Source organism: Stenotrophomonas sp. Ste96 (assembly GCF_024519495.1).
In the GTDB taxonomy this organism is placed as follows: domain Bacteria; phylum Pseudomonadota; class Gammaproteobacteria; order Xanthomonadales; family Xanthomonadaceae; genus Stenotrophomonas; species Stenotrophomonas bentonitica_A.
This window is the reverse complement of the sequence record NZ_JALJRX010000003.1, coordinates 355,528-368,446: the sequence shown is the minus strand read 5'-3', so window position 1 is coordinate 368,446 and position 12,919 is coordinate 355,528. Positions and strand designations below refer to the sequence as shown.

Sequence of the window (12,919 nt, the reverse complement as noted above, 5' to 3'; positions counted from 1 at the left end):
TCCATGCTCCCGCAGCTCGCGCTGGTACCGGGCGAGCCGGCGGGGATCGGCCCGGAGCTCTGCCTCCGCCTGATCCAGCAGCCGCGCGCCGATTGCCGGCTGCTGGCCTTCGCCGACCCGGATACCCTGCACGCCGCCGCCGCGGCGCTGTCGCTGCCGCTGCAGCTCCTGCCTGAAGACGCGATCGCCCGCCAGCCGGGCGATCTGCCGTTGCGGGTGGTGCCCAATGCGGTGCCATCCCGTTTCGGCACCCCCGACCCGGCCAATGCCGGCGCGGTGATCGGCGCCCTGCGCCAGGCCGGCCAGGCCTGCCTGACCGGTGAACTGGCCGGCGTGGTCACCGGCCCGGTGCACAAGGCGGTCATCAATGAAGGCGGCATCGCCTACAGCGGCACCACCGAACTGCTGGCCGACCAGGCCCGCACCCCGGTGGTGATGATGCTGGCCAACGAGATCGTGCGGGTCGCCCTGGCGACCACCCACCTGCCGCTGCGCTCGGTCGCCGATGCGATCACCGCCGAGAGCCTGGCCCTGACCCTGCAGATCGTGCACGACGCCCTGCAGCGCGATTTCGGCCTGCCCTCGCCGCGCATCGCCGTGCTCGGGCTCAACCCGCATGCCGGCGAAGACGGCCATCTGGGCCGCGAAGAGCTGGACCTGATCATCCCGCTGCTGGAGCGCCTGCGCGCCCGGGGCATGGACCTGGTCGGCCCGCTGCCGGCCGATACCGCGTTCCTGCCGGCCAAGCTGGCCGGTTTCGACACGGTGCTGGCCATGTACCACGACCAGGGCCTGCCGGTGCTCAAGTACAGCGGCTTCGAGCAGGCCGTCAACATCACCCTGGGCCTGCCCTACCCGCGCGTCGCGGTCGACCACGGCACCGCCCTGGACCTGGCCGGCCGCGGCATCGCCGACCCCTCCAGCCTCCTCGCTGCCACCGCGCTGTGTGCCCGGCTGGCGCGCCAACGTACACTGGTGCCATGACTTCTTCGTATTCCTCCTCCGGCGCGCCCGGTTTCTCCGGCCCCGCCAAGAAGCAGCTCGGCCAGCACTTCCTCGCCGACCGCAGCTACATCGACAAGATCGTCCTGGCGGTCAACCCGAAGGACGGCGACCGCCTGGTCGAAATCGGCCCCGGCCAGGGCGCCATCACCCTGCCACTGCTGCGCCGCCACCCGAAACTGACCGTGATCGAGTTCGATCGCGACCTGGTCGGGCCGCTGGCCGCCGCCGCCGAACCGCTGGGTGAGATGACCATCATCCACCGCGACGTGCTGCAGGTGGATTTCACCGAGCTGGCCGCCGGCAGTCCGATCCGCCTGGTCGGCAACCTGCCCTACAACATCTCCTCGCCGATCCTGTTCCATGCGCTGGACCACGCGGCGGTGATCACCGACATGCACTTCATGCTGCAGAAGGAAGTGGTCGACCGCATGGCCGCCGATCCGGGCAGCAAGGTCTACGGCCGGCTGAGCGTGATGCTGCAGGCGTTCTGCAAGGTGACCTCGCTGTTCGTGGTGCCGCCGGGTGCGTTCCGGCCGCCGCCGAAGGTCGATTCGGCCGTGGTGCGGCTGGTCCCGCGCGATCCGGCCACGGTCGGCATCCTGGACCGCAAGCGATTTGCCCACGTGGTCAAGGCCGCCTTCGGGCAGCGCCGCAAGACCCTGCGCAATGCACTGCAGAACGTATGCACGCCCGAGCAGTTCGAAGCAGCCGGGGTGCGCAGCGATGCCCGTGCCGAGCAGCTGGACGTGGCGCAGTTCATCGCGCTGGCGAACGTGCCGTACACCGACGGTGACGACGCCGCGCAGGGATGAGCGCCTCGCCCGCGGCCCCCGGGCGCCGCGCGCACGTGGAACCGCCTGACCTTCATGACGGGGCGCTGCCAGCCGGGCAGCACTCATCTCATCGTGCACAACTTTTACTACACTGCCTGCATGAACGACGCTGCAAATTACGTGATCTCCGTCGAGGTCGCCCCCCGCTTCCTCGATGACCAGTCCACGCCGGAGGACGGGCGCTACGCGTTCGCCTACACGATCCGCATCCTCAACCAGGGGCGCGTCGCCGCACGCCTGGTGGCCCGCCACTGGCGGATCACCGATGCCAATGGCCGCACCGAGCGGGTCGACGGCGACGGGGTGATCGGCGAGCAGCCGCGGCTGCGTCCCGGTGAAGACTTCCGTTACACCTCCGGTGTCATGCTGGAGACCGAGCACGGCACGATGCAGGGGCACTACGACATGGTGGCCGATGATGGCACCGAGTTCGCCGCCCCCATCGCGCCGTTCGTCCTGACCGTTCCGCGCACACTGCACTGATGGAGGCGCACGCATGAGTGTCTGGGCCATCGGCGACCTGCAGGGCTGCTACGACGTCACCCAGCGGTTGCTGGAAAAGATCAACTTCGACCCCGCGGTCGACAAGCTGTGGTTCTGCGGTGACCTGGTCAACCGCGGTGGGCAGTCGCTGGAAACCCTGCGCCTGGTCCATTCGCTGCGCGAGAGCAGCGTGATCGTGCTGGGCAACCATGACCTGTCGCTGCTTGCGGTCGGTGCACGCACCGAGGAAGAGCAGCGCAAGGTCAACCCGGACCTGCTGCGCATCGTGCAGGCCGAGGACCGCGACGAACTGCTGGAATGGCTGCGCATGCAGAAGCTGGCCCATGTGGACCGTGAGCTGGGCTGGATGATGATCCACGCCGGGCTGGCCCCGAAATGGACCACCCAGCTGGCCGAGAAGCACGCCCGCGAGGTCGAGCAGCAGCTGCATGGCAGTGGCTACCGCAAGCTGTTCCGCAACATGTACGGCGACAAGCCGAGCTGGTCGCCCGGCCTGGCCGGTTACGACCGCTCCCGCGCGATCATCAATCTGTTCACCCGCATGCGCTACTGCACGCCGCGTGGCCGGATCGGGATCGAGGACAAGGGCACGCCGGGTACGCAGGAACAGGGGCTGTATCCCTGGTTCGAAGTGCCGGGCCGCGCCGAGCGCGATCTGAAGATCGTCTGCGGGCACTGGTCCGCCCTGGGCCTGACCATCACCCAGGGCGTGCACGCCATCGATACCGGCGCGGTCTGGGGGGGCAAGCTCACCGCACTGCAGCTGGATACCGACGAGCTGCGCGTGGTGCAGGTGCCGGGCCGCGACGTGCCCAAGCCGGTCTCCGCGCCGCGTCCGCCGGCACGCCGGCCGGCCGCCGAAGGCACGCCGCCGAACGGGCGCCCGCCGCGGCAGGGCCAAGGCCAGGGGCGCGACCGTGGCCGGGGCGGCCAAGGTCGCCAAGGTGGCGGCACCAAGCCCGCACAAAGCACACAACCGCAGCCGCAGCACAGCGACGTCACCAGCGACGCGGAGTGATCCGCAGGCCGGTCAACACGACCGGCCTGCCTTCACCGCCGGCTCAGGCGCGGCGGTAATCCACGAAATCGAATGCGAATGCGTGCCGCTCATCGGCCGCGTGGTGCTCGCGCGCCACTTCCACCCACCGCGCTGGATCGACGGCAGGGAAATGGGTATCAGCCGGCACGGTGGTGTCCACCCAGGTCAGGTGCAGATCGGTGGCCTGGTCCATGGCCAGGCGATAGATTTCGCCGCCACCAATGACGCACAACTCTTGTGCCCCCGCATCGCCTGCAGCCTGCAGCGCCTGCTCGATCGAAGCCACCGCCTGCATGCCCTCGAACGGCACCTGGCCACTGCGGGTCAGCACCAGGTTCAGGCGGCCCGGCAGGGCGCGACCGAGCGACTGCGCGGTCCTGCGCCCCATCAGGATCGGCTTGCCGACGGTCAGCGCCTTGAAGCGCTTGAGATCGTCCGGCAGCTTCCATGGCAGGTCGTTGTCACGACCGATACCGTGCCCGGTGTCGAGCGCAGCGATCAGCGAGAGCTTCATGCGCGGGCCACTCACACGGCCACCGGAGCCTTGATCGCCGGGTGCGGGTCGTAACCGTCGATGCGGATGTCCTCGAACTGGAACCCGAACAGATCGGTCACCTCGGGGTTCAGCCAGAGCGTCGGCAGCGCGCGCGGCTCGCGGGCGAGCTGTTCGCGGGCCTGCTCGACATGGTTCGAGTACAGGTGCGCATCGCCCAGGGTGTGCACGAAATCGCCAACGCCCAGCCCGGTGGCCTGCGCCACCATGTGGGTCAGCAGCGCATAGCTGGCGATGTTGAACGGCACGCCCAGGAAGATGTCGCCGCTGCGCTGGTAGAGCTGGCAGCTGAGCTTGCCGTCCACCACATAGAACTGGAACAGGTTGTGGCACGGCATCAACGCCATCTGCGACAGCTCGCCCACGTTCCAGGCACTGACCACCAGCCGGCGCGAATCGGGGTTGCGCTTGATCTCGTCCACCAGCCACTGCATCTGGTCGATCGCCCCGCCATCGGCAGTGCCCCAGCTGCGCCACTGCTTGCCGTAGATCGGGCCGAGGTCGCCGTTGGCATCGGCCCATTCGTCCCAGATCCGCACCTGGTGGTCCTTCAGGTACCCGATGTTGGTATCGCCCTTCAGGAACCACAGCAGCTCATGGATGATCGAGCGCAGGTGCAGTTTCTTGGTGGTGACCAGCGGGAAGCCGTCATTGAGGTTGAAGCGCATCTGCCAGCCGAACACGCTGCGCGTGCCGGTGCCGGTGCGGTCGGATTTTTCCGTGCCGTGCTCCAGCACGTGCTCGAGCAGCGCCAGGTAGGCCTTCATGCCTTGGCTCCTGCCGGGGCGACCGGCACCACCGGCTGCAGCACCGGCGCGCGACGCGACAGCGCCAGCAGGACCAGGCCGAAGGCGACCAGCGGCAGGCTGAGCAGCTGGCCACGGGTGAACCAGTCGAAGGCGAGGTAGACGCCGTTGTCGGGCATGCGCACGAACTCCACTGCGAAGCGGAAGATGCCGTACATCAGCGCGAACAGGCCGGCGATCACGTAGCGGTGGCGCGGCTTGGCCGAGACCGCCCACAGCACCACGAACATCACCAGGCCTTCCAGCAGCGCTTCATACAGCTGCGAGGGATGGCGCGCGTACTGGTTGAGCGCGCCGGTGGCGAACTCGGCCTTGAGCGTGGCCAGGTCCAGCCCGTTCAACGGCGCGGGCAGGCCGCTCGGGAACACCACGCCCCAGGTGCCGTCGGTGTACTTGCCCCACAACTCGGCACCGATGAAGTTGCCGATGCGGCCGAAGCCCAGGCCCAGCGGCACCAGCGGGGACATGAAATCGAGGGTGTCGAACAGGTGCAGGCGGTGCTTGCGCGACCACCACCACGAGGCGAACAGCACGCCGAGCAGGCCGCCATGGAAGCTCATGCCGCCGTCCCACACTTTGAACAACAGCAGCGGGTTGTGCAGGAATTCGGCGGTCGCGTAGAACAGCATGTAGCCCACGCGGCCACCGACAACCACGCCGAGCATCGCGTAGAACAGCAGGTCGGAGAAGCCATTGGCATCGACCCCGGGCAGGCGACCGGCGGCGATCCGCTTGCGCCCCAGCCACCAGGCAGCAGTAAAGCCGAGCAGGTACATGATGCCGTACCAATGCACCTTGATCGGCCCGAGCGAGATGGCGATGGGGTCGATGTCGTGGAAATAGATCATGAAGGGCGCCTTGCAGGGATGCCGATATTCTAGCGCCGCCCGGGAGCGGCCTCGCGGCGGCCCCGACCGTGCGATTGCCAGGCTTCAGCCCAGGATCTGCGGCGTGTCCGGCAGGCCGTCATCCTGTGACCCCGGAAGGGGCGGATAGTGCCCGGCCAGCAGGTCCGACACCTCTTCGATCGCCAGCAGCACGCCCGCCTGCAGGGCCCCCTCACGCAGCCGCTGCTGCATGTGCGCGCAGATCGCCTGCCACTGCGCCTCGCCGATGCGCCCGCGCAGGCCGCGGTCAGCGACCAGCTCGATGGCATGGTCGGCCAGCAGCAGGTAGATCAGTACACCGTTGTTGTGTTCAGTATCCCAGGTGCGCAGTTGGGCGAAGGCATGTTCGGCGCGCTGTTGGGGCGTGACGCCCTGCCACAACGCGGCCAGCGGCAGATCCGCTTCCACCGCGAACATCACCTGGCCACCGTGGCGCCGCTCGCCGGCGCTGATCGCATCGGTGATCGCCTGCAGATGTGCCGGTGGGAAGGCGCGCCGCACCGAAGGAGAAAACACGTGCCGGAGCCAGCGCATCACCAGCCTCCCGAGGCGCCACCGCCTCCCGAACGCCCACCACCACCGCCCCAGCCGCCACCGCCACCGAACCCGCCACCACCGCCCCAGCCACCGCCACCCCAGCCGCCACTGCGCGCGAACACGCCGCCGCGACCGGCCGACGTCAGGCCGACCAGCAGGCCCACCACGGCGGCTGCGCCACTGGCGACCACCAGCGAGGTGAACAGGAACGCGGCCACCCCGGCACCGGCACCGCTGGCCAGCGCGCGCAACGGTCGCGGCAGCCAGCCCAGCATGCCGCGCAGGAACAGGCCGGCAAACAGGCCGATGCCCAGCGCCATCGTCCAGTTGCCCCCCGCCGGGGCGTCCTGGACGCGATGCGTGCTGACCGGCGCGGGCAAGGCCTCGCCGTCGATCAGCTTGACCAGCGCGGCGCTGGCATCGGTGAGGCCACCGGCGTAGTCGTTGCTGCGGAACCGCGGGGCCAGGTATTCCTGGATCACCCGGTTGGCGATCGCATCCGGAATCGCGCCTTCCAGGCCGTAGCCCGGCTCGATGCGGACCCGGCGGTCGTCCTTGGCCACCACCAGCAGGACGCCGTCGTCCACGCCCTTGCGGCCGATGGACCACTGCTCGAACACACGCTGGGTGTACTGCTCGATGGTTTCCGGCGCGGTGCTCGGCACCATCAGGATCTGCAGCTGGCTGCCCTTGCGCTGCTGCAACGCCAGCGCCTGCGCCTCCAGCGCCTGGATCTGCGCCGCATCCAATGTGCCGGTGGTATCCACCACCGGCGAGGACATCGCCGGGATCGCCGCCTGGGTCTGCGCCCAGGCAGGCAGCGCGAGCGCCAGGCAGAGCAGCAACAGGCAGCGCAGCAGGCGCATGGTCACGGGCTCAGTTCGCCGGCTGTGGCTGCTGCGGGGCCTGCGGCTGCGGCTGTGGCGCGGGGGCCGGTTGCTGCGAACCGAACTTGACCGCCGGCGGCTGCGAGATCTGCGCTTCGTTCTCCACCGTGAAGTTCGGCTTGGTCGCATAGCCGAACAGCTTGGCGGTGATCACCTGCGGGAACTGGCGGATGTAGGTGTTGTAGTCCTGCACCATCTGGATATAGCGGCCGCGCGCCACGGTGATCCGGTTCTCGGTGCCTTCCAGCTGCGCCTGCAGATCGCGGAAACCCTGGTCGGACTTCAGGTTCGGGTAATTCTCGGTGACCACCAGCAGGCGTGACAGCGCACCGCTCAACTCACCCTGGGCCTGCTGGAACTGCTTGAGGGAGTCGGCATCGTCGGCGTTGACGTTGACCTGCCCCACGCGTGCACGGGCGTTGGTGACATCGGTCAGGACCTGGCGTTCCTGGTTGGCATAGCCTTCCACGGTCTGCACCAGGTTGGGGATCAGATCGGCGCGGCGCTTGTACTGATTGAGCACCTCGGCCCAGCCCGCCTTGACCTGCTCATCCTTCTGCTGGATGGCGTTGTAGCCGCAACCGGACAACAGGGAGGCCAGCACGGCCAGGCACAACAAACGGGAGAACGATCGCATGGCCGGCTCCGGATCTCGATGAACGGGATCCGGAGCATGCCATGTTCCGGGTAAAGCGGATGTGGGTATCGACCAAAGGTCGGCACCTACCCCCTTACCAGTTGCCGGCACCCGGCACGTTGTGCGCCACGGCGCGGCGGCGCATCAGCAGGTTCAGCCATTCCACCAGCACCGAGAAGCCCATCGCGGCATAGATGTAGGGCTTGGGCACGTGCACGCCCAGGCCATCCAGGATCAGCACCACGCCGATCAGCAGGATGAAGGCCAGGGCCAGCATCTTCACGGTCGGGTTGGCGTCGATGAAGCGGCCCAGCGGGTTGGCGGCCAGCAGCATGACGGCCACCGACAGCAGGATCGCGGCGACCATCACCGGGATGTGATCGGCGATGCCGACGGCGGTGATCACCGAGTCCAGCGAGAACACGATGTCGATCACGGCGATCTGCGCGATCACCATGCCGAACACGGCCGAGGCCTTGGTGGTGGTCGGGTCTTCGTCTTCGCCGCCGGTGATCAGCTCGCGGATCTCCATGGTGCCCTTGATGATCAGGAACAGGCCACCGAGGATCAGCACCAGATCGCGGATGGAGATGCCCATGCCGGCGATGGTGAACAGGTTCGCTTCCATGTGGGCCAGGTAGGCCAGCGAGACCAGCAGCAGGATGCGGGTGATGCAGGCCACCGCGATGCCGAGTTTGCGCGCGAACGGGCGGCGCGCTTCGGGCAGCTTGCTCACCGCGATCGAGATGAAGACCAGGTTGTCGATGCCCAGCACGATTTCCAGCGCGCTCAGCGTGAACAGGGTCAACCAGACATTGGGGTCGGACAACAACTCAAGGAACATGGACTTCCATCCTTACAGGGGGGATGACGCGGCAGGACCGCGTCAGAAGATTTGCGGCAGCAGGATCAGGACCCAGCACACCAGTACGTTCATCATCAGCACGAAGACCGCGGCCGAGCCCATGTCCTTGGCGCGACCGGCGAGCTCGTGGAACTCCGCGCCGTAGCGCTCGATCACCGCCTCGATCGCCGAATTGGCCAGTTCCATGGCCAGCACCAGCAGCACCGAGCCGATCATCAGCGCGCGTTCCACCGGGGTCTGGCCGAGCCAGAGTGCCAGCGGCGCGAGCACGATCAGCAGGTAGACCTCCAGCCGGAACGAGGACTCGTGCAGCCAGGCCGCACGCAACCCCTGCCAGGACCACACCGCGGCCTTGAAGATGCGCTTGGGGCCGCGCGGCAGGTGGCCGATTTCATCGGCCATGGGCAGGCACCCCGGTCGGCAACGCACGCCGGAACGGCAGGAACAGCACACGGCAGACAGTCATGGGCATCGCTGAATGGGGCAGGCAATCCCTCATTTTGCCATAAGCCGGTCGGGGCATTGTCGAAGGCGGCCAACGCCCGTCCGTGGTAAAGCGCGGCCGGGCCGCAACTTCTATGATGAACGTCTACCCGTCCGGGCGCCCCAGGCGCCCACCACAGGAGTCGTCCATGCTGCACCGTCGTGCCCGCCCCCTTCTGCTCGCTCTTGCCCTGGGGGCCGCCCTGCCCGCGCTGGCGCGCTCCCCCGCCCCTGTCGCACCGCAGGTGCCGACCCAGGTCTCCAACGTGGCGTGGGCCGGCGACATGGCGCAGTTCGCATCCCAGGACGCGGCCAACCCGCCGCCGCGCGGCGGCATCGAGTTCATCGGCAGCTCCTCGATCCGGATGTGGGAGAGCCTGGCCACCGATTTCCCAGGCCAGCCGGTGTTCAACCGCGGCTTCGGCGGCTCGGAAGTGCGCGACAGCACCTGGTATGCCGACCGCATCGTGATCCCGTATGCGCCGTGCAAGGTGTTCTTCTACGCCGGCGACAACGACCTCAACAGCGGCCGCAGCCCGGCCCAGGTCCGCGATGACGTGGTGGCCTTCGTGCAGCGCGTGCACCGCGACCTGCCCAGGACGACGGTGGAGATCATCTCGATCAAGCCCAGCCCGTCGTGCGCGAACCTGCTACCCGCGGTGGTGGAAGCCAACGGCTTGATCCAGAAGGCCCTGGCCTCGCTGCCCAACACCGGCTACACCGATGTCTACACGCCGATGCTCGGTGCCGATGGCCAGCCACGCGCCGCGCTGTTCCGCGAGGACATGCTGCACATGACCCCGGAAGGCTATGCGATCTGGCGCAAGGCGCTGGCGCCGAAGGTGCAGTGCGACTGAACCAGGCGGGGAGGCGCCACGCCTCCCCGACTCAACGGTAGTGGATCGTGGCCTGGGTGCCCTGCCCGGGCGCACTGCTCAGGCCGATCTTCCAGCCGAAGCGGTCGCACAGCCGGCGCACGATCGACAGCCCCAGCCCGGTGCCCTGCGGGCGGCTGGGTTCGGCACGGTAAAACGGCTCGAACGCGCGGCTGAGCGCTTCGGGCGACATACCGATGCCGGTATCGCGCACGACCACCCGGTCGTCTTCGACATCGACATCGATCCGACCTTCGTCGGTGTAACTGCAGGCGTTGCGCAGCAGGTTGCTGACCACCACCTGCAGTACCCGCGGCGGGGCGTGCAGCATCACCGGGCCGTGGCTGTGCAGGTGGATCTCGACCGGTCGCCCGGCGATCAGCTCGCGGGCGTTGTCGACCTCGTAGCGGACGATCTCATTGACGTCGAACAGCTCGACCTGCGGCTCGACATCGGCCTCGCGGGCCAGGATCAGGAAGGCATCGATCACCGCTTCCATGTCACGCCCGGCGCGCTGGATGCGCTGCAGGCCACGGCGCAGGCGTGGCGTCATGTCCTGGTCGCCCAGTGCCATGTCGCTGGCCACGCGGATCACGGTGAGCGGGGTGCGCAGCTCGTGGCTGGCATCTCGGGTGAAGTTGCGTTCGCGCGCGACGTGCGCGGTGACCTTGGTCGCCAACGAGTGCAGCGCGGCGGCCAGCTGGCGGGTCTCGCCCTGCATGTCAGCCGGCAGTTTGGCCGGCGCCAGATCGGCCGCCTCCGGGTGCCCGGGATCCCAGCGCGACACGCGCCTGGCCAGCCAGTTGACCGGCGAGACCAGGCGTTTGGAGGCGCGGTAGGTGATCCAGGAGGCGCCATAGACGGCCAGCAGGGTCAGCAGCACCGGCACCACGCCGAACCAGAACGCCAGCATCTCCGCGCGCGAGCGCAGGAACACCAGGTACAGGCGGCCTTCCGGACGCGCATCGACCAGCACCAGCTGGTCGTCGTCCTTGAGCTCGTGGAAGCCGGCAGGGAGCGTGCGAAGGTTGGCTGGCAGGCTCAGCGGCGACTGCCCGGTCTCGAGAAGGTACCCGCGGATGTTCTGGGTGTTGGGCGGCGGCTGCACCGGCGAGGCCTCGTGCAATTGCCAGTAATAGCTGGCCTCTTCCTGCAGCGCGCTGCTGACCAAGCTGTGCTTGATCACCAACGAGACCAGCCACGCGCCCAGCAGGATGCCCAGGCTGGCGAGCACGGCTTGGAGGATGAAGACGATGCGGATCTTGCGCGGCAGACCGTGCGGCATTACGGGGTCCAGGGCGGTTCGCGGCGATTATAGGAAAGCTTGCCGTGATTCCATCGTGCAAACCATGACAACGGCCCGGCAAGCGCCGGGCCGTCATGCTCCAGAGGGTGCCGGAGGATCGCCGCCCAGCTCACCGGCAGGTGGCCGAGCGGCGATGGATCCCCTGTCAGCTCATCGGCTGGGCGATATCGGCAATGCGGTAACCGGCACTTTGCACCGTGTGCAGCAGCGGGCGGTCGAACGGCTTGTCGATGATCTTGCGCAGGTTGTACAGATGGCTGCGCAGGGTGTCCGAGTCGGGCAGGCCATTGCCCCAGATCTCGCGTTCGATTTCCTGGCGGGTCACCACACGCGGCGATTCGCGCATGAGGATCGTCAGCAGGCGCAGGCCGATCGGCGAGAGCTGCAGTTCGGTCCCGGCACGGGTGGCGCGCATGCTGACCGGATCGAGCACGAGGTCGGCGACCTTGAGCACTTCCGAGCCGACCTGGCGACGCTCGCGGCGGATCAGCGCGCGCAGGCGGGCTTCCAGTTCCTGGATCGCGAACGGCTTGGTCAGGTAGTCATCGGCGCCGAACCCCAGGCCGGTGAGCTTGTCGTCCAGCGTGTCGCGCGCGGTCAGCATCAGCACCGGCGTCGACTTGCGGGCGTCGTTGCGCAGGCGGCGACAGACCTCGATGCCGTCCAGACGCGGAAGCATCAGGTCCAGCACGACCACGTCGTAGCTGTTCTCGGCCGCCAGACGATAACCGTCCAGCCCATCCTGGGCGTAGTCGACTTCAAAGCCGCGCCCTTCCAGGTACTCGCCGATCATCTCGGAAATATTACGGTTGTCTTCGACCACCAGCACCAGGCCGGAGGTCTCCTTTGTCTGACGCATGGGATTCCCTCTTTCTTCAGCTTTGTGAAACATGCCGCATCGCCAGTGGACGCGGCGTGAAGTTCCTCACACACCGATCAAAGCAGGGGTTTGAGCAGCGGCCAGACGTTGTCCAGCACCTGCGGCTGCGCAGCTGCGGTGGGGTGCAGCCCGTCGGCCTGCATCAGGTTGGGCTTCAGCGCCACGCCTTCCAGCAGGAACGGCAGCAGCGGTACGTCGTACTGCCGGGCCAGCTCCGCATAGGTCTGGCGCAGGCGCTGGCGGTAGGCCGGGCCGTAGTTGGGCGGCACGTCGATGCCCAGCAGCAGCACCTTGGCGCCGGCCTTCTGGCTGGCCACGATCATCTTTTCCAGGTTGCCGCGCAGCTGGGCCGGAGTGAGCCCGCGCAGCGCATCGTTGCCACCCAGCTCGATCACCACCACCGAAGGGCGGTGCTTCTCCAGCAGGCCCGGCAGGCGGGTCAGCGCGCCGGCGGTGGTTTCGCCACTGATGCTGGCATTGATGATCGCCGGCGGCGGCGTGATCTGTTGTTTGACCCGCTGCTGAAGCAGGTTTACCCAGCCCGACGCGGCCGGGATATTGTGGGCGGCACTGAGGCTGTCGCCGACCACCAGCACCGCCGCACGGGTGTCCGGACCTTTGGCACAGGCCAGCATCGGCATCAGCAGCAACCATGCCAGCAGCCAGCCCATCGGGGCCGCACGGCCCTTTCCACTTGCTTGGTTCATTGGAGAATCCTCATCGACAGCCTGTCCCCCCGCAGCGCGCCCGTCGCCATCGCCGCCCACAACGTGGGCAAGTCCGCACGTGGCCCGGAGGGTGAAGTCCACATACTGGACAACA

16 protein-coding genes are annotated in these 12,919 nt (G+C 67.9%); 5 read left to right on the top strand and 11 right to left on the bottom strand.

Features of this window, described 5'->3' with window-relative positions; translation table 11 throughout:
- Window positions 1–3: 3 nt before the first annotated feature.
- The 4 genes from pdxA to OC373_RS10970 all read left to right on the top strand — a co-directional run bounded on the left by pdxA (window position 4) and on the right by OC373_RS10970 (window position 3,360).
- Complete coding sequence (gene pdxA, locus OC373_RS10985) at window positions 4–984, top strand: 4-hydroxythreonine-4-phosphate dehydrogenase PdxA (RefSeq protein WP_261997687.1); 981 nt, start codon at window positions 4–6, stop codon at window positions 982–984.
- Complete coding sequence (rsmA, locus tag OC373_RS10980) at window positions 981–1,817, top strand: 16S rRNA (adenine(1518)-N(6)/adenine(1519)-N(6))-dimethyltransferase RsmA (protein WP_019182429.1); 837 nt, start codon at window positions 981–983, stop codon at window positions 1,815–1,817. The genes pdxA and rsmA overlap by 4 nt, the downstream gene beginning before the upstream one ends.
- A 120-nt stretch (window positions 1,818–1,937) precedes the next feature.
- On the top strand, window positions 1,938–2,321 hold the full coding sequence (gene apaG / locus OC373_RS10975) for a Co2+/Mg2+ efflux protein ApaG (protein ID WP_261997686.1): 384 nt from the start codon (window positions 1,938–1,940) through the stop codon (window positions 2,319–2,321).
- A 13-nt stretch (window positions 2,322–2,334) separates the two neighbouring features.
- A complete protein-coding gene (locus tag OC373_RS10970) occupies window positions 2,335–3,360 on the top strand; it encodes a symmetrical bis(5'-nucleosyl)-tetraphosphatase (RefSeq protein WP_261997685.1) in 1,026 nt (341 codons plus the stop codon).
- A gap of 43 nt (window positions 3,361–3,403) precedes the next feature.
- Here OC373_RS10970 and OC373_RS10965 read toward each other — a convergent pair whose 3' ends face one another.
- From OC373_RS10965 to OC373_RS10930, 8 genes are all read right to left on the bottom strand, one after another.
- Window positions 3,404–3,895, bottom strand: coding sequence for a dihydrofolate reductase (locus OC373_RS10965; RefSeq protein WP_070426653.1), 492 nt, complete (start codon window positions 3,893–3,895; stop codon window positions 3,404–3,406).
- A gap of 11 nt (window positions 3,896–3,906) precedes the next feature.
- Complete coding sequence (locus tag OC373_RS10960; RefSeq protein ID WP_019182433.1) at window positions 3,907–4,701, bottom strand: thymidylate synthase; 795 nt, start codon at window positions 4,699–4,701, stop codon at window positions 3,907–3,909.
- A complete protein-coding gene (lgt, locus tag OC373_RS10955; protein ID WP_070426652.1) occupies window positions 4,698–5,588 on the bottom strand; it encodes a prolipoprotein diacylglyceryl transferase in 891 nt (296 codons plus the stop codon). The genes OC373_RS10960 and lgt overlap by 4 nt, the downstream gene beginning before the upstream one ends.
- Window positions 5,589–5,672: 84 nt before the next feature.
- Window positions 5,673–6,161 (bottom strand): TPM domain-containing protein, encoded by a 489-nt coding sequence (locus OC373_RS10950; protein WP_070426651.1) that lies wholly within the window; start codon window positions 6,159–6,161, stop codon window positions 5,673–5,675.
- Window positions 6,161–7,036: a TPM domain-containing protein gene (locus OC373_RS10945; protein WP_261997684.1), complete on the bottom strand. Its 876-nt coding sequence runs from the start codon at window positions 7,034–7,036 to the stop codon at window positions 6,161–6,163. Before OC373_RS10945 ends, OC373_RS10950 begins: the two co-directional genes overlap by 1 nt.
- 4 nt (window positions 7,037–7,040) lie before the next feature.
- Window positions 7,041–7,688, bottom strand: a complete 648-nt coding sequence (locus OC373_RS10940; RefSeq protein ID WP_261997683.1) for a LemA family protein — start codon at window positions 7,686–7,688, stop codon at window positions 7,041–7,043.
- 94 nt (window positions 7,689–7,782) lie between these two features.
- Entirely contained in the window at window positions 7,783–8,532 is a 750-nt protein-coding gene (locus OC373_RS10935; RefSeq protein ID WP_046273668.1) for a TerC family protein, read from the bottom strand.
- A gap of 42 nt (window positions 8,533–8,574) precedes the next feature.
- Window positions 8,575–8,955, bottom strand: a complete 381-nt coding sequence (locus tag OC373_RS10930; protein WP_019182439.1) for a diacylglycerol kinase — start codon at window positions 8,953–8,955, stop codon at window positions 8,575–8,577.
- 230 nt (window positions 8,956–9,185) lie between these two features.
- On the opposite strand from OC373_RS10930, the gene OC373_RS10925 reads away from it, so the two are divergent.
- Window positions 9,186–9,893 carry an SGNH/GDSL hydrolase family protein gene (locus tag OC373_RS10925; protein ID WP_261997682.1) on the top strand — a complete coding sequence of 236 codons (708 nt, stop codon included), beginning with the start codon at window positions 9,186–9,188 and terminating at the stop codon, window positions 9,891–9,893.
- Between the two features lie 31 nt (window positions 9,894–9,924).
- Here the strand turns inward: OC373_RS10925 and OC373_RS10920 are convergent, their stop codons facing one another.
- The 3 genes from OC373_RS10920 to OC373_RS10910 form a co-directional block, all read right to left on the bottom strand.
- Window positions 9,925–11,196, bottom strand: coding sequence for a HAMP domain-containing sensor histidine kinase (locus OC373_RS10920; protein WP_261997681.1), 1,272 nt, complete (start codon window positions 11,194–11,196; stop codon window positions 9,925–9,927).
- Between the two features lie 166 nt (window positions 11,197–11,362).
- Entirely contained in the window at window positions 11,363–12,076 is a 714-nt protein-coding gene (locus tag OC373_RS10915) for a response regulator transcription factor (protein ID WP_019182442.1), read from the bottom strand.
- Between the two features lie 77 nt (window positions 12,077–12,153).
- Complete coding sequence (locus OC373_RS10910) at window positions 12,154–12,804, bottom strand: arylesterase (RefSeq protein WP_315985458.1); 651 nt, start codon at window positions 12,802–12,804, stop codon at window positions 12,154–12,156.
- Window positions 12,805–12,919: the final 115 nt, after the last annotated feature.